Origin of the sequence: Pseudomonas frederiksbergensis (genome assembly GCF_003732705.1) — a bacterium.
Classification (GTDB): Bacteria; Pseudomonadota; Gammaproteobacteria; order Pseudomonadales; family Pseudomonadaceae; genus Aquipseudomonas; species Aquipseudomonas frederiksbergensis_F.
Window position 1 is genome coordinate 1 of record NZ_MOBR01000006.1, and the last position, 20705, is coordinate 20705.

24 protein-coding genes are annotated in these 20705 nt (G+C 59.8%); 8 read left to right on the forward strand and 16 right to left on the reverse strand.

The genetic code is table 11. The features are described from left to right. The first annotated feature begins 183 nt into the window (after positions 1–183). The gene (locus tag BK667_RS04790) at positions 184–1287 is read left to right on the forward strand and encodes an NADH:flavin oxidoreductase (protein WP_123596942.1); all 1104 of its coding nucleotides are present in this window, start codon (positions 184–186) and stop codon (positions 1285–1287) included. Positions 1288–1401: 114 nt separating this feature from the next. On the opposite strand, the gene BK667_RS04795 is transcribed toward BK667_RS04790, so the two are convergent. After that, positions 1402–2601, reverse strand: coding sequence for a glycosyltransferase family 4 protein (locus BK667_RS04795; RefSeq protein WP_123515264.1), 1200 nt, complete (start codon positions 2599–2601; stop codon positions 1402–1404). A 29-nt stretch (positions 2602–2630) separates the two neighbouring features. After that, a complete protein-coding gene (gene cysZ / locus BK667_RS04800) occupies positions 2631–3392 on the reverse strand; it encodes a sulfate transporter CysZ (protein ID WP_123596943.1) in 762 nt (253 codons plus the stop codon). Positions 3393–3708: 316 nt separating this feature from the next. Between cysZ and trxB the strand changes: the two genes are divergently transcribed. After that, positions 3709–4671, forward strand: a complete 963-nt coding sequence (gene trxB, locus BK667_RS04810) for a thioredoxin-disulfide reductase (RefSeq protein ID WP_123515260.1) — start codon at positions 3709–3711, stop codon at positions 4669–4671. A 174-nt stretch (positions 4672–4845) separates the two neighbouring features. On the opposite strand, the gene BK667_RS04815 is transcribed toward trxB, so the two are convergent. The 11 genes from BK667_RS04815 to BK667_RS04865 form a co-directional block, all read right to left on the reverse strand. After that, positions 4846–6129, reverse strand: a complete 1284-nt coding sequence (locus BK667_RS04815; RefSeq protein WP_123596944.1) for an NAD(P)/FAD-dependent oxidoreductase — start codon at positions 6127–6129, stop codon at positions 4846–4848. 130 nt (positions 6130–6259) lie between these two features. After that, positions 6260–7093, reverse strand: a complete 834-nt coding sequence (locus BK667_RS04820; protein ID WP_123515256.1) for a transporter substrate-binding domain-containing protein — start codon at positions 7091–7093, stop codon at positions 6260–6262. Positions 7094–7138: 45 nt separating this feature from the next. After that, on the reverse strand, positions 7139–7867 hold the full coding sequence (locus tag BK667_RS04825; RefSeq protein ID WP_133838631.1) for an amino acid ABC transporter ATP-binding protein: 729 nt from the start codon (positions 7865–7867) through the stop codon (positions 7139–7141). A 60-nt stretch (positions 7868–7927) separates the two neighbouring features. Continuing rightward, positions 7928–8902: an amino acid ABC transporter permease gene (locus BK667_RS04830; RefSeq protein ID WP_123515254.1), complete on the reverse strand. Its 975-nt coding sequence runs from the start codon at positions 8900–8902 to the stop codon at positions 7928–7930. 210 nt (positions 8903–9112) lie between these two features. Next, positions 9113–10363: a 2-aminoadipate transaminase gene (locus BK667_RS04835; protein WP_123596945.1), complete on the reverse strand. Its 1251-nt coding sequence runs from the start codon at positions 10361–10363 to the stop codon at positions 9113–9115. Between the two features lie 197 nt (positions 10364–10560). Further along, the gene (locus tag BK667_RS04840) at positions 10561–10899 is read right to left on the reverse strand and encodes a HopJ type III effector protein (protein ID WP_123596946.1); all 339 of its coding nucleotides are present in this window, start codon (positions 10897–10899) and stop codon (positions 10561–10563) included. Next, positions 10892–11188, reverse strand: a complete 297-nt coding sequence (locus BK667_RS04845) for a DUF1244 domain-containing protein (RefSeq protein ID WP_123515248.1) — start codon at positions 11186–11188, stop codon at positions 10892–10894. Before BK667_RS04845 ends, BK667_RS04840 begins: the two co-directional genes overlap by 8 nt. A 97-nt stretch (positions 11189–11285) precedes the next feature. Beyond that, entirely contained in the window at positions 11286–11657 is a 372-nt protein-coding gene (folX, locus tag BK667_RS04850; protein ID WP_054049847.1) for a dihydroneopterin triphosphate 2'-epimerase, read from the reverse strand. Positions 11658–11659: 2 nt separating this feature from the next. Further along, on the reverse strand, positions 11660–12235 hold the full coding sequence (folE, locus tag BK667_RS04855) for a GTP cyclohydrolase I FolE (RefSeq protein ID WP_123515244.1): 576 nt from the start codon (positions 12233–12235) through the stop codon (positions 11660–11662). A gap of 21 nt (positions 12236–12256) precedes the next feature. Next, complete coding sequence (gene folM, locus BK667_RS04860) at positions 12257–12967, reverse strand: dihydromonapterin reductase (protein WP_123596947.1); 711 nt, start codon at positions 12965–12967, stop codon at positions 12257–12259. Between the two features lie 161 nt (positions 12968–13128). Then, positions 13129–13698: an antibiotic biosynthesis monooxygenase gene (locus BK667_RS04865; RefSeq protein WP_123596948.1), complete on the reverse strand. Its 570-nt coding sequence runs from the start codon at positions 13696–13698 to the stop codon at positions 13129–13131. 233 nt (positions 13699–13931) lie between these two features. On the opposite strand from BK667_RS04865, the gene BK667_RS04870 reads away from it, so the two are divergent. Then, on the forward strand, positions 13932–14891 hold the full coding sequence (locus BK667_RS04870) for a MerR family transcriptional regulator (protein WP_123597226.1): 960 nt from the start codon (positions 13932–13934) through the stop codon (positions 14889–14891). A 3-nt stretch (positions 14892–14894) separates the two neighbouring features. Here BK667_RS04870 and BK667_RS04875 read toward each other — a convergent pair whose 3' ends face one another. Both BK667_RS04875 and BK667_RS04880 read right to left on the reverse strand, forming a co-directional pair. Then, on the reverse strand, positions 14895–15500 hold the full coding sequence (locus tag BK667_RS04875) for a hypothetical protein (RefSeq protein ID WP_054616118.1): 606 nt from the start codon (positions 15498–15500) through the stop codon (positions 14895–14897). 54 nt (positions 15501–15554) lie between these two features. Continuing rightward, on the reverse strand, positions 15555–16031 hold the full coding sequence (locus tag BK667_RS04880) for a PAS domain-containing protein (protein WP_123515237.1): 477 nt from the start codon (positions 16029–16031) through the stop codon (positions 15555–15557). 151 nt (positions 16032–16182) lie between these two features. Here BK667_RS04880 and BK667_RS04885 point away from each other — a divergent pair, with 151 nt between their 5' ends. Next, positions 16183–16638 (forward strand): flavodoxin, encoded by a 456-nt coding sequence (locus BK667_RS04885; RefSeq protein WP_123596949.1) that lies wholly within the window; start codon positions 16183–16185, stop codon positions 16636–16638. Here BK667_RS04885 and BK667_RS04890 read toward each other — a convergent pair. Continuing rightward, entirely contained in the window at positions 16619–17515 is an 897-nt protein-coding gene (locus BK667_RS04890; protein WP_123515233.1) for a LysR family transcriptional regulator, read from the reverse strand. The two genes, BK667_RS04885 and BK667_RS04890, sit on opposite strands and share 20 nt — an antisense overlap. Positions 17516–17610: 95 nt before the next feature. On the opposite strand from BK667_RS04890, the gene BK667_RS04895 reads away from it, so the two are divergent. The 4 genes from BK667_RS04895 to BK667_RS04910 all read left to right on the forward strand — a co-directional run bounded on the left by BK667_RS04895 (position 17611) and on the right by BK667_RS04910 (position 20490). Next, positions 17611–17997, forward strand: a complete 387-nt coding sequence (locus BK667_RS04895) for a CidA/LrgA family protein (protein WP_123596950.1) — start codon at positions 17611–17613, stop codon at positions 17995–17997. Continuing rightward, the gene (locus BK667_RS04900) at positions 17987–18673 is read left to right on the forward strand and encodes an LrgB family protein (protein ID WP_123515229.1); all 687 of its coding nucleotides are present in this window, start codon (positions 17987–17989) and stop codon (positions 18671–18673) included. Before BK667_RS04895 ends, BK667_RS04900 begins: the two co-directional genes overlap by 11 nt. 132 nt (positions 18674–18805) lie before the next feature. Continuing rightward, positions 18806–19588 carry a class II aldolase/adducin family protein gene (locus BK667_RS04905; RefSeq protein ID WP_123515227.1) on the forward strand — a complete coding sequence of 261 codons (783 nt, stop codon included), beginning with the start codon at positions 18806–18808 and terminating at the stop codon, positions 19586–19588. Then, a complete protein-coding gene (locus BK667_RS04910) occupies positions 19588–20490 on the forward strand; it encodes an alpha/beta fold hydrolase (protein ID WP_123515225.1) in 903 nt (300 codons plus the stop codon). Before BK667_RS04905 ends, BK667_RS04910 begins: the two co-directional genes overlap by 1 nt. Positions 20491–20705 lie beyond the last annotated feature (215 nt).

The following is a 20705-nucleotide window of genomic DNA, read 5'->3' on the forward strand; positions in this document are numbered from 1 at the left end:
CCCGCGAAGGCGTCATATCAATCAACATTGATATCGACTGACACGACGCCTTCGCGGGCAAGCCTCGCTCCTACAATATTTCTTATCTTTTAGACCTTAATCACCGCAATCAATAGTGCTGTTCAACCCTCGCGACTCTCCATATTATCGCCGTCATAAAGTCATTTCCCCGTGGAGCGTCCCATGCCCGTTAAAGCCCTGTTCAAACCGTTCCACCTCGGCACCCTCGAACTGCCGACCCGCGTCGTCATGGCGCCGATGACCCGCTCCTTTTCCCCGGGCGGCGTTCCCAATTCCAAAGTCATCGAGTACTACCGTCGCCGCGCCGCTGCCGGCGTAGGCTTGATCATCACCGAAGGCACCACCGTCGGCCACAAGGCCTCCAACGGCTACCCGAACGTGCCGCACTTCTACGGTGAAGCGGCGCTGGCTGGCTGGAAGAAAGTCGTTGATGCCGTGCACGCCGAGGGCGGCAAGATCGTTCCCCAGCTGTGGCACGTGGGCAGCGTCCGTCGCATCGGCACCGAGCCGGATGCCACCGTTCCAGGTTACGGCCCGTCGGAAAAATTGAAGGACGGTCAGGTCGTGGTTCACGGCATGACCCAACAGGATATTCAGGACGTGATCGCCGCGTTCGCCCAGTCGGCCAAGGATGCGCAAAGCATCGGCATGGACGGCGTGGAAATCCACGGCGCCCACGGCTATCTGGTCGACCAGTTCTTCTGGGAAGGCACCAACCAGCGTACCGACGAATACGGCGGCAGCCTGGCCAACCGTTCGCGTTTCGCCATTGAATTGATTCAAGCCGTGCGCGCAGCGGTAGGCGAAGGTTTCCCGATCATCTTCCGTTTCTCCCAGTGGAAACAGCAGGACTACACCGCGCGTCTGGTGCAAACCCCGGAAGCCCTGGGCGAGTTCCTCAAGCCGTTGTCCGACGCGGGCGTGGATATTTTCCACTGCTCGACGCGCCGTTTCTGGGAGCCGGAGTTCGACGGTTCCGAACTGAACCTGGCGGGCTGGACCCGCAAGCTCACCGGCAAACCGACCATCACCGTGGGCAGCGTCGGCCTGGATGGCGAGTTCCTGCAGTTCATGGTCAACACCGACAAGATTGCCCAGCCGGCCAGCCTGGAAAAATTGCTGGAGCGTTTGAACAACGATGAGTTTGATTTGGTAGCGGTAGGGCGTGCGCTGCTGGTAGACCCGGACTGGGCGCAGAAAGTGCGCGATGGTCGTGAAGAAGACATCCTGCCGTTCAGCCGTGAGGCGTTGATGACGCTGGTTTAAGTAGCGACTGGAAGGGCCCCTTCGCGGGCAAGCCTCGCTCCTACAGGATTGATGTCGATCACAACATATCGACACGACTCAACCCTGTAGGAGCGAGGCTTGCCCGCGAAGCTTTTAAGGCAACAACGCTGCATCCGTCAGTGTTGGCTCTTGAGAGCAAGCCCCGCGCAACTGCCCCTCAAACTGCTCGATAATCGCCGCCCACCCCTGGCGACTCGCATGCTGGCGCGCATTCAGCCGCACGCAACGCAAGGTTTCTCGTTCCTCCAGCAGCCAGCGCGCCGCATCGCAGAACGCCGCTTCATCCCCCGGCATTGCCAAAACACCGTTATAGCCGTGGCGAATGTGCTGACCCGCCGCCGCCAGATCGTACGCCACCACCCCAAGCCCTGAGGCCAGCGCCTCCAGCACCACATTGCCAAAGGTTTCGGTCATGCTCGGAAACAGAAAAACATCCCCCGACGCATAGTGGCTGGCCAAGGCCTCACCACGTTGTGAACCGCAGAAAATCGCTTCGGGCAACTCCTTCTGCAACGCCATCCGCAGCGGTCCATCGCCGACCACGATCAATTTCATGTTGCGCTGTGGATAAGTCGCCTTCAGCGCGTCGAAACTGCGCTTGAGCAGCCCCAGGTTCTTCTCCGGCGCCAGGCGTCCAACGTGGATGACGGCAATTTCATCGTCCGCCAGTCCCCATTGCTCACGCAACGCGTTAAGGCGTTTGGCCGGGTGAAACAGTTGGCTGTCGACGCCTCGAGACAGCAGCGCCAGGCGTTCGAACTGGCGACGCTCCAGTTCCAGGCGCTGACTGACGCTGGGCACCAGGGTCAGGGTCGAGCGGTTGTGAAACCAGCGCAGGTAGTGGGTCAGAATTCGTGTCAGCAAGCCGAGCCCGTACTGGCTCGAGTACTGCTGGAAGTTGGTGTGAAAGCCGCTGACCACCGAAATCCCCAGGCGCCGCGCAGCACGCAATGCCGACAAACCCAGCGGTCCTTCGGTGGCGATGTACAGCACGTCGGGGCGATGGCGTTTCCAGCGTCGCAGCAACTTGTGCATCGACGACTGGCCCCATTGCAACCCCGGATAGCCCGGCAGCGGCCAGCCGCGACACAGCAGCAATGCATCGTCACTGCCCAACTGTCGATCACAACCCTGGCGCGGCCGGACCAACTCGACCTGATGCCCGCGCGCGCGCAAACCATCGCACAAGCGGCCAAGCGTATTGGCCACGCCGTTGATTTCCGGAGGGAAGGTTTCGGTGATCAGAGTGATATGCAGAGCTGTCGTCATGACCTCAGTGTCGGCTGAGGCCATGTCGTCATTGTGTCTTTATGATGATGGATTTATGACGCCGATCGCTGGGGCACCAGGTTCTCGGCACCACGCTCACGCACCCAGAACAACGTTGCCCCGGCCACGGCGGCCGGCATCATCAGGATGTTGACCACCGGAATCAGCAACACCAGATACACGATCCCGCCAAAACTCATGCTCTGCCAGCGCTTCTGTCGCAGCCAGGCGAGCATTTCGTTCCAGCCTAGTTTGTGGTTGTCCGCCGGGTAGTCGATGTACTGGATCGCCATCATCCACACCCCGAATAGCAGCCACAGCGGCGCGGCGATGATATTCACCACCGGGATGAATGAGAGGATGAACAGCCCGATGGCCCGGGGCAGGAAGTAGCCGAGTTTGCGCATTTCCCGGGCCAGGGTGCGGGGGATCATTTCGATCAGCTCGCCCCAACTGAAGGCCGGGAAGTCGTCTGTACCGCGCACGACCACTTCGACTTTCTCTGCGAGGAAGCCGTTGAACGGTGCGGCGATGACGTTGGCGAGCATGGTGAAGGTGAAAAACACCATCAGCACCACCAGCACAACGAAAATCGGCCAGAGGATGTAGCTGAGGAAACTCAGCCAGTCCGGCAGAGACGGCATCAGCGTATCGACCCACATGCTGAATTGATGTCCCGCGAGGTAGATCAATCCGACGAACAGCACCAGGTTGATCACCAGTGGCAACAACACGAACAAACGCAGGCCCGGGCTCAGGACCAATTTGAGGCCTTCGCGCAGGTATTGCGGGCCGGACAGAACAGGGGCGGGCATAGCGTGCTCCGAGCAAAGGGTAAACGCGCCGACCTTACCGACTTTGCCTGACGGGTGAAAGCGCGGCATCGGTATCGACATTCACTGTAACAAAGGCGTCTATAAAATCACCGCTTCGGGATAGAGACCGCCTATGAGCTGGATTGTTAAACCGTATTTCCTTAATCTTCGCCCCCTCGATACGCTGCACCCATTCTTTTTACAGGACTGTCGAGCTCAAGCCTTCCCCAAGTGCTTTCAACAGTCCTTTTTTATTCCCGCCGGCAAACCCGGCGTTCCGCGCCAGGTTATTCGGGCCGGTTAACAGGAGCAGGTCATGTCTGAAGTCCGTCATTCGCGAGTGATTATTCTTGGTTCCGGCCCTGCCGGTTACAGCGCCGCGGTATACGCCGCCCGTGCCAACCTCAAGCCACTGCTGATCACTGGCATGCAGGCCGGCGGTCAACTGACCACCACCACCGAAGTCGACAACTGGCCGGGCGACGTCCACGGCCTGACCGGCCCGGCGCTGATGGACCGGATGAAAGAGCACGCCGAACGCTTTGAAACCGAGATCGTCTTCGATCACATCAATGCCGTGGACTTCGCTGCCAAGCCTTACACCCTGACCGGCGACAGCGCGACCTACACCTGCGACGCCCTGATCATCGCCACCGGCGCCAGCGCCCGTTACCTGGGGCTGCCGTCGGAAGAAGCGTTCATGGGCAAAGGCGTTTCAGCCTGCGCAACTTGCGACGGTTTCTTCTACCGCAACAAGCCAGTGGCAGTGGTCGGCGGCGGCAACACCGCTGTGGAAGAAGCGCTGTACCTGGCCAACATCGCCAGCACCGTGACCCTGATCCACCGTCGCGAAACCTTCCGCGCCGAGAAGATCCTGATCGACAAACTGAACGCCCGTGTTGCTGAAGGCAAGATCATCCTCAAGTTGAACTCGAACCTGGACGAAGTCCTGGGCGACAACATGGGCGTGACCGGTGCTCGCCTGAAGAACAACGACGGCAGCTTCGACGAGCTGACAGTCGACGGCGTGTTCATCGCCATCGGCCACACCCCGAACACTTCGTTGTTCGAAGGCCAGCTGACGTTGAAAGACGGCTATCTGGTGGTGCACGGCGGCCGTGAAGGCAACGCCACTGCCACCAACCTGGAAGGTATCTTCGCTGCCGGTGACGTGGCTGACCACGTTTACCGCCAGGCGATCACCTCGGCCGGCGCTGGTTGCATGGCGGCACTGGATGCCGAGCGTTACCTCGACGATCTGCAGAACGCCAAGTTCTGATTTCGCAGCAATGAAAAAACCGGCCTCGGCCGGTTTTTTTGTGCCCACAAGATTTGCACTCCCCACACCCCTGTAGGAGCGAGGCTTGCCCGCGAAAGCGATTTAACATTCGACATCAATGTCGGCAAATACGACGCCTTCGCGGGCAAGCCTCGCTCCTACAGGGGGTGTTGATCAGCCGCGCAATCGCTCCTGAACAAAATCCATGACCTTCAACGATTGATAGATGGCGTTGGCGGCGATTCGCCCGAACGGGCCGCCGTTCCAGTCCAGCAGATACGGCTTGAACAGCTGATAACGCGCAGTTTCCCCGCACACCGCTTCAGCAATCACCCGGCCGCCGATGGAACCGGTGTTCAAGCCATGCCCGCCAAACGAAGTGCAGGCCCAGACACCCGGTTCCAGCAGCCCCAGGTTGGGCATTTTGTTGGTGGAGTAGCCCATCAGGCCGGACCAGGCGAGGTCGATCTTGACCGCAGCCAATTGCGGATACACCGAAACCATATCGGCCTTGAGCATCGCCGCCAGGGCTTTTTCGTCCTGTTCGTTGCGGGTGGTAATGCGTCCGCCCCAGAGCAGGCGGTCGCCTTCGACCACGCGGTAATAGTCCGACGCGCGGCGGTCATCGGAGAACGCGGCACCGGAGTCGAGGACGTTCTTGATCCCGTCGCCCAGGTGTTCGGTCAGCACCACGTAGGTGGCGATGGGCAGGTAGGCGCGGCTAAGTTTCTGCAATTCCGGGCCGCCGTAACCGCCGGCGCAGAACACCAGGTCCTGGCAGCACACAGTGCCGTGAGCGGTGCGGACGAGTTTGTCGGTGCCCTGATGCTGCCAGGCGAGCATTTTCGAGTGTTCGAAAATCCGCCCTTCCGTCGCTTCGAGGGTGCGGGCCAGGCCCAGGCAATAATTCAATGGGTGGAAATGCAGGGCATTGGGATCTTCGACACCCTGGAAATAACGCAGGGTGTGCGCCCGTTCGCGCACCTGGGCAGTGTCGAGAAAATTGAGTTCATAGCCAAAGTCCCGGCGCATGGTCTCGATGTGGTCTTTCACTTCGGCGCCGTCGTCGTAGCGCTTGACGCGAATGGTGCCGGCGGATGGCGCGCACCCGGTCAGGCCCAGTTCCCGGATGTTGTCGCGAACGATCTCCACCCCCTCGGCCGACATCTGGAACAACGCCCTGGCCTGTTCCAGGCCGAGTTTTTTGCGGATCGCGCCAGAGCCTTCCGCCCAACCCGGCGAGACCACGCCGCCGTTGCGACCGGACGCGCCCCAAGCGACTTGATGGGCTTCAAGGATGATCACGCGCTTGCCGCGCCGGGTCAGTTCCAGGGCGGCCGTGAGGCCGGCGATACCGGCGCCGATGATGCACACGTCGCAGGTTTCGTCGCCGTGCAATGCTGGCCGCGCCGCGCGAAGCAGCGAGGTTTGGGAGTACCAGGTGTTGGGGAAGGACATGATCAATCCTTGAGGTTTAGCCGATCAAGTGTGAGAGCGGGCTTGCTCGCGACGGCGGTCTGACAGTCACCTGTATGGTGAATGTTAAGCCGCTTTCGCGAGCAAGCTCGCTCCCACAGGGTTTGCGCGGTTACTTGATGGTCGAGTAGTCGACGCCGTACCACTTGTCCGAGAGCTTGGTCAGCGTGCCGTCCTTGTGCATCGCGCCCACGATTTCACTGAGTTTGGCGGTCAGCTCCGGGTCACCCTTGTCGGTGGCGATGGCCAGTGGTTCGTAGAACGCCACGACATTATCCACGGCGCGCAGCGGGTAGCCTTTCTTGACGGCCGCGTCCAGGGTGCTGCGTTGCGTGAGGATGGCATCCAGCCGCGTGCCGTCGCCCAGGCGCAGATCGTCCAGCGGCCCGACGGAGCCGGAGTAGGTTTTCATTTTTTCGGTTTTGACGTCATACACCACGGGCGGCACGTCGGTGGTTTCAATGGCCAGCGCCTGGCTGAAATAGTCCTCGGACGTGGTGCCGCCTTCGACGCCGATGGTTTTGCCGTTCAGCGCTTTGTGGTCGGTGACTTTAGAGGTGCCGTGCACGGCAAACACGTAGGGCACGTAGTAGTAGGTCCCAGGGAAATCAAGGATGCGCGCGCGACTCTTGGTGGCGGTCATCGAGCCCACAGACACGTCCCAGCGCCCGTTCCATTTGCCGGCGGTGATCACGTCCCAGTCCGGCGTGATGAACTTGACCGCGACCCCGAGGCGCTTGGCGATCTCCTTGGAGACGTCGATATCGAAGCCGTCGATTTCGTTCTTGTCGTTGATGAATCCCTGGGGTGGCCAGGTCGCCGAGGTCGCGACGGTCAGAGTCTTGCTGCTCTCGATCTTGTCCAGGACCGCGCCGGCATTGGCGGCGCCGACGAACAACAGCGACAGGGTGGCAGCGAGGGTCAGCGCATGTTTTTTACTGAGCATGTTTATCTCCACTTTTCGTTTTTGTTATGCGGGGTAAAGCCGTTCTCAGTGACCGATGATTTGCGAGAGGAATTTCTGCGCGCGTTCGGTCTGGGGGTTGTTGAAAAACTCGGCCGGGGTGGCTTGTTCGATGACCTGGCCCTGGTCCATGAACAGCACGCGGTCGGCGACTTTGCTGGCAAAACCCATTTCGTGGGTCACGCAAATCATGGTCATGCCGTCGGTGGCCAACTCGCCCATGACGTCGAGCACTTCGTGGACCATTTCCGGGTCCAGCGCCGAAGTCGGCTCATCGAACAGCATCACTTTGGGGTTCATGCACAGCGCCCGGGCAATCGCCACGCGCTGCTGCTGGCCGCCGGACAGTTGCGACGGATACTTGTGCGCGTGCTCGGCAATCCGAACTCGCTCCAGGTAAACCTGCGCGCGTTTTTTCGCTTCGGTGGACGACACGCCTTGTACCAATTGCGGGGCCAGGGTCAGGTTGTCCATCACGCTCAAATGCGGGAACAAATTGAAGCTCTGGAACACCATGCCGATTTCCCGGCGCACCGCGCTGACACTTTCTGCCTCGCTGGTGAGGGTGATGCCGTTGACCTGGATGTGGCCTTTCTGGAAGTTTTCCAGGTGATTGATGCAGCGGATCATCGTCGACTTGCCCGAGCCCGACGGTCCGCACACCACGAGGATTTCCCCGGCGGCCACGTTCAGGTCGACGTCACGCAAGGCGTGAAAATTGCCGTACCACTTGTTCAGGCCGGTGATCGAAATCATCGAAGGGCTGGTCTGCGGGGCAGGGGCCAGGTCGAGTCGCTCGGCGGTAGTCATCATGGATCAACCTCTGGCAGTGGATCGGTTGACCCGTTTTTCGATTCGCGCCTGCACCCGTTCGAGGATGAACGACAGCGCCCAGTAAATCATTGCGGCGGTGATGAGCATTTCCAGGTGACGGAAGTCCGCACGGCCCTGGGTCTTGGCCAGGTACATGAGCTCCCAGACGCCGATAACCGACACCAGCGAACTGTCCTTGAGCATGGCGATGAACTGGTTGCCGGTGGGCGGGATGATCACCCGCAAGGCTTGCGGCATGATCACTCGGCTCAGGGTTTTGAACGGGCTGATGCCCAGCGCCCGCGAGGCTTCCCACTGACCCACCGGGATGCTCTGGATGCCCGCGCGGAAAATCTCGGTCATGTAGGCGCCGTAGCACAGCGACAGGGCGAGGATGCCGGCCGGCACCGCGTCGACCACGTAACCGAGTTGCGGCAGACCGAGGTAAATCAGGTAGATCTGGATCAGCAGCGGCACACCGCGAAAGAACGAGGTGTAGAACGAGGCGATGGCATTCGCCAGACCGTTGTTCGACAGTTTGGCCACCGCACCGATCAGCGCCAGCACAAAGGCAATCACGATGGCGACGGCGGAGATATACAGCGTGGTCGCCGCGCCCTGGATGATCAGGAAACCGATCTTGTCGAGGATGAAGCTGTAGGAGAGGTTGAAGGTGTCGAAGAAGGCGAGGAACAGGATCAGCAGTTCGATCCACACCACGGTGGTTTGCACCTTGAACTTCAGGCGCCCGAGGACATGGAAGTTCAGCGTGCCGAGCACGGCGATCAGCAAACCGATGGCGATATTGCGCGCGGTCAGGCTGTCGGGAGCGTCGCCCAGCAGTGGATGCAGAAAGTGGCTGAGGGCGCTGTTGCCCAGGTTCATCAGGTACGCGCCGAGGAACAACACCACAGCGACGCCAAGCAGGAATTGAGGATCATTGGACTTTTTTTTATAAATTATATTGTCGTGATACATGAATGCCTCGGCTTGTAGGTGGTTACAGTCTCGCTCGATAAAAGAAGTTATTTGTAGGAGCCAGGCTTGTCGGCGAAGGCGATTTGCGGGACGCCTTCGCCGGCAAGCCTGGCTCCTACAGGTCGGGTATTTGGCAGTATTGCGACGCAAAATCCGGGATCACAAGCGAACATAATTCGCTATGTCAGTCCCGGATCGCAGTTTGCGTTTTCAGGAAAGCTTCGCCAGGCAGAATTCAAGGATGTCCAGCCCTTCCTCCAGCACCGCCGCTTCGGTGGTCAGCGGTGCCAGCAGCCGAATGATGTTTCGCGATTTGCCGCTGGGCATCAACAGCAAACCCGCGTCCCGAGCCAGGGCCAGCAACTGGGTCAGTTGCGCAGAGGCCGGTGAGCCGTCGGCGTTAACCAACTCGATACCGCGCATCGCCCCGACACCGGTTAGGCGGCCCAGAAACGGGGAGACATTATTGGCGCGCCAGGCTTCGTAGCGACTGACGATGGCTTCTTCCTGTTGCGAGCCCCAAGCGTGCAGGTTCGCATCGGTCATCTCGTCCAGGGTCGCCAGTGCCGCGGCGCAGGCGATCGGGTTGCCTGAATAAGTACCGCCGAGTCCGCCCTTGGGCAAAGTGTCGAGCAATGACTTGCGCCCGACCACTGCGCCCAACGGCACGCCGCCGGCGATACTCTTGGCGAGCAGGATCAGGTCTGGCTCGATGCCCAGTCGCGAGAAGGCAAAACGTTCACCGGTACGACCGAACCCAGACTGGATTTCATCGGCGATCAGCAGGATGTTTTTCTGATCACAGAAGCGCCGTAACGCTTGGGCAAACTCGACGTCCATCGCCAGGAACCCGGCTTCGCCCTGCACCGGTTCGACGATAAAACACGCCACGTCTTCGACGTCGATCTCGACGCTGAACAACCGATCCATCGCCTTCAACGCGTCGGCGCAGGTCACGCCGTTGTCCTTGCTCGGGAAGGGCAGGTGATACACGGGGCCTGGCAGCACGCCGACTTTCTGTTTGTAGGGGGCGACTTTGCCGTTGAGGTTGAGGGTGGCGAGGGTGCGGCCGTGGAAGGCGCCGTCGAAAGCGATCACGGCGGTGCGGCCGGTGGCACCGCGGACGATCTTCAGCGCGTTTTCCGCTGCCTCCGCGCCGCTGTTGGTGAGCATCCCGCTGACCGGGTAGCCCACCGGAATAAACGCCGTCAGACGATCCATCAGTTCGATGTAGGGCACATGCGGGGCCGCGTTGAACGCGTAGTGGGTCAGTCGGGTGGCTTGTTCGCGAATGGCCTCGACGATGTGCGGGTGGCAGTGGCCAAGGTTCAGCACGCCGATGCCGCCGACAAAGTCGATGTAGCGTTTGCCATCGGTGTCCCAGACCTCGGCGTTTTTGCCGTGGCTGAGGGTGACGGGATGCACGACGTTGATCGACTGGCTGATGCTTTCGCTGCTCATGGATGACCGACTCTGAAGAAGGGATGCTTCTTTTTATCTAAGCCGTGAGCAGGGGGACCGGGCAAACGAAATAAAGTCGCCGGGTCAATCTTAAAAGTCGGGATGTGTGCCGGAGCCGTTGTAGGAGCATGGCTTGCCCGCGATGGCGTCATGAAGATCGCCATCGCGAGCAAGCTTTGCTCCTACAGGAAAAGCGTTTAGCGGCGGGTCAGTGGTTGTTGGGTGAACTTCACGCCAGCCAGACCATGAGCAATCAAAGCCCGGATATTGCCATGGTCGCTGCCTTCAGGCGTCGCCACCACCGAACGGTAATGCTCGCCAAACGCCAACAGCGCTTCGTCATCGCTCAAGCCTTCCAGCAGCGCCAGACCCAGGGTCTTGCACGAACCTTCGTTCTGCCCGGCGGCGTTTTCCACGCCACCATTGTTGAAGGCTTGCGGCTGGTAATCGTAGCCGGCAGCAATAAAGGCCAGGGTGTCAGCGAAAAGGTGTTCGCCGCTGTTGAGGCTGGCGCGCAGGGTGTTCAAATCACTCATGGGGTTTTCCTTTGGCAAACGCCGCTTGTTGTTCGGCGTTGGCTTCTTGCTGGTATTGGGCTTTCCATTCGGCATAAGGCATGCCGTAAACCACTTCGCGGGCGTCGTCGAGGCTGACCTCGATCTGGCGTTCATCGGCGGCAGCCTTGTACCACTTGGACAGGCAGTTGCGGCAGAAACCCGAGAGGTTCATCAGGTCGATGTTCTGCACGTCCTTGCGGCTGTCCAGATGGGCGACCAGCCGGCGAAAGGCGGCGGCTTCAAGTTCCAGGCGTTGTTGATCGGTCATGGGGGGCTCGCAGAGGCAGCTTTGAGCGGCAAGCTTCAAGCTGCAAGATGGATTTCGGTGGCCGTTAGCTTACCGCTTGAAGCTTGAAGCTTGAAGCTTAACGGCTCGCCGCGAGCGTGATTGATACCGACTCGGCAAATCGCAAAGCGTGGGGTTTGTCGACTTCCACTTCGGCATACAGCACCGACTCGTTGACCATGACCAGATCGAGAATTTCCTGGGTCAGGCGTTCGAGCAGGGCAAAGCGGTTGCCTTCCACGTGGGCGATGATTGCCTTGGTGATGGTGCGGTAGTTCAGCGCGTGATCGATGTCGTTGTCGCGCACCGCTTCCTGCGCCGCGTAAAGGATGGTCAGGTTGATCAACACATCCTGCTTGTTGAGGATTTCATCTTCGTTGATGCCGATGAAGGTGCGCAGGCACAGGTCCTTGACCCGGATGCGCGCCATTCCTGGTTGAAGTTGTGGCATTGCTACTTGCTCCGTCCAATCAATTGCAGGAACTCCTGGCGGGTATTGCTCGACTCGCGGAAGGCGCCGAGCATCACCGAGGTGTTCATGGTCGAATTCTGTTTCTCGACGCCGCGCATCATCATGCACATGTGCTTGGCCTCGATCACCACGGCGACACCGGCGGCGTCCGTCACGTGCTGCACCGCGTCGGCGATCTGCCGGGTGAGGTTTTCCTGAATTTGCAGGCGCCGGGCGAACATGTCCACCAATCGCGCAATCTTCGACAGGCCCAGCACCTTGCCCGTCGGAATATAAGCCACATGCGCCTTGCCGATGAAGGGCAGCATGTGGTGCTCGCACAGCGAATAGAGTTCGATGTCGGCGACGATGATCATCTCGTCGGTATCTGATGAAAACAATGCGCCGTTGACGATTTCCTCGACACTTTGCTCATAGCCATGACACAGGTACTGCATGGCTTTGGCGGCGCGCATCGGGGTGTCTTGCAGTCCTTCGCGGTCGGGGTTTTCACCGAGGCCGATGAGGATTTCACGATAGCTCTGGGATAAGGCGTTCTGAGGCAGGGATAACGTCATGGTAGATCCTCGCGGGGGCGGCTATTTGACGTGCCGTCCGCCGTTGACGGTCAGGGTCGTGCCGGTGACATAAGGGTTGTCGAGCAGATAGCGAAGGCTCTGGTAGATCACTTCGCCGCCGGGCTCGATGCCCAGCGCGGACTTGGCCAGGGCTTTTGCACGGTACGCCGCGTCGTCGTCGGGATTGAACAATAGCAGGGCTGGCGCAATGCCGTTGACCTTGATCGCTGGCGCATATTTAGCGGCGAAGGACAGAGTCAGGTTGTCGAGCCCGGCTTTACTGGCGCAGTAGCCGATGTGTTTGCTACTGCCCTTGCGGGTCACATCGTCGCTGATGTGCACGATGTCGGCGGGGTTCGAGCGTTCGAGCAAGTCCGCGCAGTGCAGGTTGATCAGGTAGGGCGCGAGCATGTGTACGCTGAACATCCGGGTAAAAGCCTGGGCATCGGTGTCCGGGGTTTCGGCCAGCCATTCGGACGCGTTATGCACGATCGCCCGCAGGCTGTCGGTGTGGGTCTTGAGTTCGGAGATGAACGCGAGGATGCCGGCTTCGCTGGAGAAGTCCGCGAACACCGCCGTTGCGCCCAGATCGCGCAACGTTTGTACGCCGGGGCGATCGGTGCGGTAGCTGAAGATCACGCGGTGGCCGTCTTCAAGCAAACGCCGGGCGCAGTGCAGGCCGACACGCTGGCCGGCACCGGTGATGAGGATTGGGGCTGCGGAAGAGGTCATGAACGGCTCGCGTCGCGGTTAGAGCAAAACTATACCAGCGACGGCGAGCGTTCACCTACGACACCTGTAGGAGCAAAGCTTGCTCGCGATTGAGACGACTCGGTCTTTCTTTCAGACCGAGTCATCGTTCATCGCGGGCAAGCCTTGCTCCTACAGGGAAATCATTGGTTCTGGGTGGTGGGGGCGACGGGAATTGCCCGAGTCGGCGTGCTGTGCAGCCAGTTGGCCAACAAACGAGTCGACAGCGGAATAAAGAAATAGACCATCAATGGCGTCAGGCACAGCGTGCTGACGAGCACCCGAGGCAACAGGCTCATTTCACCGAGCAACGGCCCCAGGACAAAGTTGAACAGCAGGGAAACCGGGAAGAACGCCAGCCAGATCGCCACGGCCTGTTTCCAGCGCGGCGGGCGATTACCCGCTGCGCCGAACCAGCCTTCGATGCCGCTGACCCGATGTTCCGTCGGATGGGCGAACAAGTCGCTGCCGCGGCCCAGCCAGGCAGTGCGCGAGGCGGAATGCTCCCAGGCGTGCAGGGTCTGCTCGTCGGCGAAGCGAAAGATAATCTGGAATTCGTCATCATCGGGCGGCGGAGCGAGCACGCCAGAGCCGAGATAGCCGGGAAAGTCGGTGGCCAGTTGTTCGCCTTCACGCAACCAGGCGATCAGGTCCTGATAACGTCCATCGGCAACGCGGCGCGCCACCATCAGCGTGACGGGTGAGGTAGACATTGTGTATCTCCGTAAGGCTATTGCGTCGCTCCGGGTAGGAGTTTCGCCAGACGCAGCGCCGGGGTGATGGGCTGCGTCCTGGGACAAGCAAGGATTATTCCTGATTATGAAAATTACACCAGAGGCATTCATCGCCCATCAATATCCTGTGTCGCATCCATCAATGGGTTGAATGATTACGGGGGTTAAGCGCTAGAATAGGATCCAATTTGACCTTGGACGATCACGCCCAAATGCCTGTCCTGACTGACGTTGTCCCTCGATTGCTCCCAAGCGTCTCCCTTGAACGGGAAGAACTGTTCCCGATTCGAGAAGTGGCGCGCCTCACCGGCATCAACCCGGTGACGTTGCGAGCCTGGGAGCGACGTTATGGCCTGATCCAGCCCACACGCACCGAAAGCGGGCATAGGCTGTATTCGATGGCCGATATCGAGACAGTGCGCAGCATCCTTGGCTGGATTGATCGCGGCGTAGCGGTCAGCAAGGTTGGCAAGATTCTGGCCAAGACCGAACCGCTCAAAGTGCTCTCGCACATCATCCCCGATGAATTGGTGTTGGCTGATTACGCCCAATGGCAGCAGCAGGTCCAGGCGGCGGTCAGCGCGTTTGACGATGTTCAGCTGGAGCGGGTCTACGGGCAAATTTTTTCCAGTTATTCGATGCCGGTGGTGTTTCAGGACATCCTGATGCCACTCTGGACGCAACTGTTGCAGCGTCAGGAGGCGTTCGGTCAAACCAGCGAGTGGTTGTTTTTCGATGCTTTCCTGCGATCCCGCGTGGCGCAGCGCCTGTTGCTGATTCGTGACACCTCACCGCGCCGGGTCGTTATCAGCGCACTGGCAGGTCAATGCCGTGAATTGGAACTGCTGGTGGCCGCGCTGTTTTTGAGCGGGGCGGATTCGGGTGTGCGTGTGCTGACGATCGGCCAGCCGTTCGATGAGCTGACCCTGGTCTGCGAAAGGGTTCAGCCCAAGGCGTTGGTGCTGTTTTCCAATCACGTCCCCGCACCCGAGTTGCCTCGACGTTTGAATCGCCTGGCCATGAGTCTGGATTGTCAGCTGATGCTGGCCGGGGATGCATCCGACCTGGCGCAGGAAAGCCTGGCCGGGTCTTCGATCGGCTGTCTGGGGAACGAGGGTTTGTTGATGCGACAGCGTCTGAAGCAATTCCTGGCGGGTAACCTGGATACTTGAGGTTCAGACGTGCAAGGCAGGATGGGTCAGGCGATGTTGCTGAAGGATGAATTGACGCAGACGTTCGGTTTCGTCCTTGTCACTTTGGCTCAACTGGTAAGCGAAGAAGCCCTGCTCGGTTTCCCGTTCGAACGTACCGCGCAACGCGATCCGTTCATAGCCTGACGGGCTGAACCACAACGCGAAATGCTTCGGCGGTTTGGTCTTGTTGCGAACTTCCAGCAAAACCCCTTTGAACGACACTTCATGGACCCACATCGTGCCGGGCTGGCCTTTGGCATTCTCCAGTGCGACCGGCTCCTCTAGTGTCAGGCGCCATGGTCGGACCATCGGCCCGTCCTCAAAAATACTCGGCACGCCCAGGCGCAAATGCAGCGCGTGGAACTCGTCCTCGACCAAGTGCAGCGGGAAGGTCATTTGCTGATTTTCGAAGTTGGCCTGGATGGTGACCTGCTCATGGGCGGCGAGGCGCGTGAGCAGGTCCCGGATCTGCGATCCACCGTTGACGAGCAGGCTCGACGTTGCATCCCGCACATTGAGCTGCGGGTTGTGCTGCATGGTCTGGATAAAATCCAGCTCATCCTGGGTCAGGAGTGCGTCGCGTTGCATGGCTTGCTCGTAAATAAAAGTTACAAAGTCATCGGTGATTGTAGTTAATGACAATTAATTCGCAGTTTTGTTTTCGCCGTTCGTCGTTTTAAGTGCCGCCAGCTCGGCCTGCAATTCAGCGACTTGCGCTTCCAGTTGCGCAACCCGCTGCTGCGCCTTGACCTGCACCGTCACATCTTTTTGTACACCCACAAAGTAGGTTTGTCCGTCGCTTTCGTTTTTAACCGTCGAAAGGGACAGCTCGTTCCAGAATGGCGTGCCGTCCTTGCGGTAGTTGCGCAGGATTTCCCGGCATGAACCGCCGCTGTCCAATGCGTTGCGAATCAACACCAGAGCCTCTTGATCCCGATCGCCGGATTGCAGGAAGCGGCAGTCCTGGTAAAGGATTTCTTCGCTGCTATAACCGGTCAGGCGTTCGAAGGCCGGGTTGACGTAAATCAGGATGTTGTCTTGCTCGCCTTCCTTCTCGGCAATCACGATGCCGTCGTTCGAAGCGTTGATCACCATTTGCAGCAATTGAGCGTTGATCATCAGAGAATCCTTTCCAAGTTGATTGAGCGCTGCATTCTAGAAGAACAAAATGGGCTGTCTACTGGCCATCAAGGCTAATTTAGAGCCATTCGCAGGTTTTTTGCCGGTGCTGTTAATATCGCCGGTCTTTTACAGCTTCAGGAACAGATTGATGAAAGTCGCCATCCTTTCCGGCTCGGTGTACGGCACGGCTGAAGAAGTCGCCCGGCACGCCGCGAATATTTTGCAAGAAGCCGGTTTCGAGACCTGGCACAACCCCCGTGCCAGCCTGGCCGACGTTCAGGCATTCGGCCCCGAAGCCTTCCTGGCCGTGACCTCGACCACGGGCATGGGCGAACTGCCGGACAACCTGCAACCGCTGTACTCGATGATTCGCGATCAGTTGCCTGCCGCCTGGCGCGGTTTGCCGGGGGCCGTCATCGGCCTGGGCGACGCGAGCTACGGTGATACGTTTTGCGGCGGCGGTGAGCAGATGCGCGAATTGTTCAGCGAATTGGGCCTGCGCGAAGTGCTGCCGATGCTGCGCCTGGATGCCAGTGAAAGCGTCACCCCGGAAACCGACGCCGAGCCTTGGCTGGCGGAGCTGGTCAGCGCTCTGCGGGGCTGACCGGACGCTCACGCAGCAGCGCGAGCCAGGCCTGGGCGGCTTTTGACAGGTACGCGCCCTGGCGCCAGATAAAGGCAATGTCCCAGCGCAGATACGCCGGCGCATTTAAGGTCAGGCGCACCACGCCTGGCCGCACCAACCCGCGCGCAACCACACTGGGCAGCAGCACTACGCCTTGCCCGGCGGCCACCAGCGCCGCGAGAAAATCCGCCTGGCCGCTGCGCCCGCCTTCCTTGGGCGTAAACCCCAATTGTTGGCAAGCTTGAAGCAGCCGGTCATTGAGCACGAAGCTGCGCTGATACAGCAGAAACGGCGTGTCCGCCAATTCCTCCAGACCAATCACGCTCTTCGCTGCCAACGGATGATCGGCGGGCAGCAGCGCGTCCAGCGGTTCATCGCAGAACGGCTGAAACGCGAATTGCGGATCCTTCGGTAGCAAACTGCCGCCCAGTTCCAGTTCGCCGCTCAACACCGCCTGCTCGATGTTCCGGCTGCCGCCTTCAAGCAGATGAATGCTGATGTTCGGGTAGCGTCGCCGGTACTCGGCGAACAGTCCGGCGAACAACGCGTCACTGCCCAGCAGCGGCAACCCCAGACGCAGTTCTCCGCGAGCCAATTGGCTCAAATCGTCCAGTTCACTGAGCAATTCGTTGCGCAGGCGCAGCATGCCCTCGGCCCGTTGCAGCACCACGCTACCGGCGGCGGTCAGGCGCAACTGTGAGCCCAGGCGTTCAAGCAGCGGCGTGCCCAGGCTTTGCTCCAGTTGTGCGACCTGCTTGCTCACCGCCGATTGGCTGATGTGCAAGGTCTTGGCTGCCTGAGTAAAACCACCCTGGTGCATGACTTCGATAAAGCTGCGTAGCTGTTTGAATTCCATAGCCTGATTCCAATTTGGAATGCCGGTGAGTCTAACAATTCGCTTCTGGGATAGTAGCTCGCTCCTTAAAATGAGTGCCTGTGAGGACCGCAACCATGAAATCAATCACCGTCAAATACCTTTCCCGACTGATCGCCGAACTGGCCGTGCTGCTGGCGATCTACCTGCTCGGCTGCCAATTGGCCGCCTGGTTTGCCTGGCCGATTCCGGGTGGCGTGATTGGCATGGCGTTGTTGCTGTTGGCGTTTGCGTTCGGGTGGGTGAAACCCGCCGCGTTGCAGATGGGGGCCGGGTTGTTGATGGCCGAGATGCTGTTGTTCTTTATTCCTGCGTTGATGAGCCTGCTCGATTACGGCGGCTTGCTGCGCGACGACGGCTGGCGGATTTTGCTGGTGATCGGCGTCAGCACCTTGATGGTGATGTTGGTGACGGCGTTTACCGTGGAGCTGGTCGTTCGGTTGAGGAGGCCCCATGAAGCTTGAGCTGATGCCGATGTTCTGGCTGGCCTTCACGTTGCTGGCCTATTTGTTCAGTCGCTGGATCTATCGGCGCACGGGTCGTTATCTGTTGTCGCCGCTGATTCTGGTCCCGGTGTTGCTGCTGGCCCTCGCCGTGCCGCTGCACACGGCCTATGCCGAATATTCGAGCAACACCCATTGGCTGATGCTGGTGCTGGGGCCGGTCACCGTGGCGTTCGCGGTGCCGATCTGGCAGCAACGACAGATGTTGGCGCGGCACTGGTCGGCGTTGTTGCTCGGGATGCTCGCGGGCAGCGCGGCGTCCATCGGCAGTTCGTTCGGGCTGGCCAAGGCGTTGGCGCTGGACAGCTCGGTGACGATGTCACTGGTGCCCCGATCGATCACCACACCCTTCGCCATGCCCCTGGCCCACGACCTCGGCGGCGTACCGGAATTGACGGCGGTGTTTGTGATGTTCACCGGGGTGTTCGGGGCAATGCTCGGCGGCATCCTGCTCAAGTGGTTGCCACTGCGCAGCGCGCTCGCAAGAGGTGCCTTGTTCGGTGTCGGTGCCCACGGCGCCGGGGTCAGTCGGGCCCATGAAGTGGGCGGTGAAGAGGGCTCGGTGGCGGGATTGGTCATGGTTCTGACGGGGTTGCTGAATCTGTTCGCTGCACCCTTGTTGGCGTCGGTCCTTTGACATGGATCCAAGGTCATGGCGTCCCTGACTCGCTCGGCCATCAAGCTGGCTGCGAATGCAACTACACGAACTCCGAGGGCTGACTAGACTGCTGACACGTGTGTAAAACAATAAGAAAGCGAGGTCCTTGCCGTGAGTGTTGCCCCCGTCCAAACGCCCCACAGTGTCAAAGATCAAGTCAGTGCCGCCGAGTGGCAGACCCGCGTCGATCTGGCTGCCTGTTATCGTCTGGTTGCGTCCCATGGCTGGGATGATCTGATCTTTACCCACATCTCGGCCAAGGTGCCGGGCACCGAAGACTTTCTGATCAACCCGTTCGGGCTGATGTTTCACGAGATCACGGCGTCGAGCCTGGTCAAGGTCGATCAGGCGGGCAACAAGCTGATGGACAGTCCCTACGAGATCAACCCGGCGGGTTACACCATCCACAGCGCCGTGCATGAAGTGCGTCACGACGTGGTCTGCGTGCTGCATACCCACACTGCTGCGGGCGTGGCAGTGTCGGCGCAGAAGCAGGGCATTTTGCCGATCAGCCAGCAATCTCTGTTTGTGCTGTCGAGCCTGGCGTATCACGCCTACGAAGGCGTTGCGCTGAACCACGAAGAGAAGGCGCGTCTGCAAGCCGACCTCGGCGAAAACAATTTTCTGATGCTGCACAACCACGGTCTGCTGACCTGTGGCGGCACCATCGCCGACACCTTTTTGATGATGTTCACCTTCCAGCGTGCCTGCGATATCCAGGTGCTTGCACAAAACGGTGGCGCCGAGCTGATCGCCATCGAGCCGCAGATTCTGGCGGGCGCCAAGGCGATGATCGCCGGCGTCACCAAAAGTGCTCAAGGGATGGGTGGCGCACTGGCCTGGCCAGCGCTGCTGCGCAAACTCGATAAACAAGACCCGGGTTATAAACTCTAATGGCACTTGCCGAAATCCCGCTGTGTGTCTGGCGCAAACGCGGCCAGACCTTCGTATTCCGTGGCCAGGCCATCCGCTACTGGACGGCTGGGCAGGGTGAGCCGCTCCTGCTGATCCACGGTTTTCCAACCGCCAGTTGGGACTGGCATTACCTGTGGCAGCCGCTTACGCAGCGCTATCGGGTGATTGCCTGCGACATGCTCGGCTTCGGCGATTCGGCCAAACCGGTGAACCACGAGTACAGCCTGTTGGAGCAAGCCGACTTGCAGCAGGCGTTGCTGGCGCATCTGAACATCGAGCAGCCGGTGCATCTGCTGGCCCACGATTACGGCGACAGCGTGGCCCAGGAATTGCTGGCCCGGCATCATGAGGCGCAAGTGAATATCGCCAGTTGCGTGTTCCTCAATGGTGGCTTGTTCCCTGAAACCCATCGGCCGCTGCTGACGCAAAAACTCCTGCTCAGCCCCTTGGGCTGGATGATTGGCCGCGCCTTTACCCGTGACGCGCTGGTGAAAAGCTTCCGGCAGATTTTTGGTCCGCAAACCCGGCCTACCGAAAGTGAGATGGACGATTTCTGGAGCCTGATCGATAGCAACCACGGGCCCCGGGTCATGCATAAATTGATCGGCTATATTCCGGAGCGACGTGTGCAGCGTGATCGTTGGGTCAGCACCATGCAGAGCACTGAAGTGCCGTTGCGGGTGATCGATGGCGAGGTCGATCCGATTTCCGGGGCGCACATGGTCGAGCGTTATCGGGAGCTGATTCCTAATCCCGACACGGTGTTGCTGCCCGGCATTGGTCACTACCCGCAGACTGAAGCGCCAGCGCAGGTGCTCAAGCATTACCTGGAGTTTCGTGATCGGCTGGTTTCGGCGCCGCTCAAGCGAGCGTGTTCGTGACCCCAATCCCTGTAGGAGCGAAGCTTGCTCGCGAAGACGGCGGCACATCCAACGATGATGTTGGCTGACACGACGCTTTCGCGAGCAAGCTTTGCTCCTACAGATTCCACAGCATTCACCTCATCATCCCCCAGCCTTATCGCACACCATTCAGCCCCCTCGTCTTGATTGTGACCCGCCGCCCCGTGCCTGACACTCGAGGTCATCGTCCCTTG

Excerpts from the sequence above, each read along its gene's own strand:
- cysZ (WP_123596943.1), bottom strand. The coding sequence starts at position 3,392 with ATGCCCGCCCCTGTTCTGTCCGGCCCGCAATACCTGCGCGAAGGCCTC.
- BK667_RS04840 (WP_123596946.1), bottom strand. The coding sequence starts at position 10,899 with ATGAGTGATTTGAACACCCTGCGCGCCAGCCTCAACAGCGGCGAACAC.
- BK667_RS04890 (WP_123515233.1), bottom strand. The coding sequence starts at position 17,515 with ATGGAATTCAAACAGCTACGCAGCTTTATCGAAGTCATGCACCAGGGT.
- BK667_RS04865 (WP_123596948.1), bottom strand. The coding sequence starts at position 13,698 with ATGTCTACCTCACCCGTCACGCTGATGGTGGCGCGCCGCGTTGCCGAT.
- BK667_RS04820 (WP_123515256.1), bottom strand. The coding sequence starts at position 7,093 with ATGCTCAGTAAAAAACATGCGCTGACCCTCGCTGCCACCCTGTCGCTG.
- folX (WP_054049847.1), bottom strand. The coding sequence starts at position 11,657 with ATGCCACAACTTCAACCAGGAATGGCGCGCATCCGGGTCAAGGACCTG.
- BK667_RS04825 (WP_133838631.1), bottom strand. The coding sequence starts at position 7,867 with ATGATTTCGATCACCGGCCTGAACAAGTGGTACGGCAATTTTCACGCC.
- BK667_RS04895 (WP_123596950.1), top strand. The coding sequence starts at position 17,611 with ATGAAATCAATCACCGTCAAATACCTTTCCCGACTGATCGCCGAACTG.
- BK667_RS04885 (WP_123596949.1), top strand. The coding sequence starts at position 16,183 with ATGAAAGTCGCCATCCTTTCCGGCTCGGTGTACGGCACGGCTGAAGAA.
- trxB (WP_123515260.1), top strand. The coding sequence starts at position 3,709 with ATGTCTGAAGTCCGTCATTCGCGAGTGATTATTCTTGGTTCCGGCCCT.
- BK667_RS04790 (WP_123596942.1), top strand. The coding sequence starts at position 184 with ATGCCCGTTAAAGCCCTGTTCAAACCGTTCCACCTCGGCACCCTCGAA.
- BK667_RS04880 (WP_123515237.1), bottom strand. The coding sequence starts at position 16,031 with ATGATCAACGCTCAATTGCTGCAAATGGTGATCAACGCTTCGAACGAC.
- BK667_RS04900 (WP_123515229.1), top strand. The coding sequence starts at position 17,987 with ATGAAGCTTGAGCTGATGCCGATGTTCTGGCTGGCCTTCACGTTGCTG.
- BK667_RS04845 (WP_123515248.1), bottom strand. The coding sequence starts at position 11,188 with ATGACCGATCAACAACGCCTGGAACTTGAAGCCGCCGCCTTTCGCCGG.
- BK667_RS04795 (WP_123515264.1), bottom strand. The coding sequence starts at position 2,601 with ATGGCCTCAGCCGACACTGAGGTCATGACGACAGCTCTGCATATCACT.
- BK667_RS04815 (WP_123596944.1), bottom strand. The coding sequence starts at position 6,129 with ATGTCCTTCCCCAACACCTGGTACTCCCAAACCTCGCTGCTTCGCGCG.
- BK667_RS04835 (WP_123596945.1), bottom strand. The coding sequence starts at position 10,363 with ATGAGCAGCGAAAGCATCAGCCAGTCGATCAACGTCGTGCATCCCGTC.
- BK667_RS04910 (WP_123515225.1), top strand. The coding sequence starts at position 19,588 with ATGGCACTTGCCGAAATCCCGCTGTGTGTCTGGCGCAAACGCGGCCAG.
- BK667_RS04830 (WP_123515254.1), bottom strand. The coding sequence starts at position 8,902 with ATGTATCACGACAATATAATTTATAAAAAAAAGTCCAATGATCCTCAA.
- folE (WP_123515244.1), bottom strand. The coding sequence starts at position 12,235 with ATGACGTTATCCCTGCCTCAGAACGCCTTATCCCAGAGCTATCGTGAA.
- BK667_RS04870 (WP_123597226.1), top strand. The coding sequence starts at position 13,932 with ATGCCTGTCCTGACTGACGTTGTCCCTCGATTGCTCCCAAGCGTCTCC.
- BK667_RS04875 (WP_054616118.1), bottom strand. The coding sequence starts at position 15,500 with ATGCAACGCGACGCACTCCTGACCCAGGATGAGCTGGATTTTATCCAG.
- folM (WP_123596947.1), bottom strand. The coding sequence starts at position 12,967 with ATGACCTCTTCCGCAGCCCCAATCCTCATCACCGGTGCCGGCCAGCGT.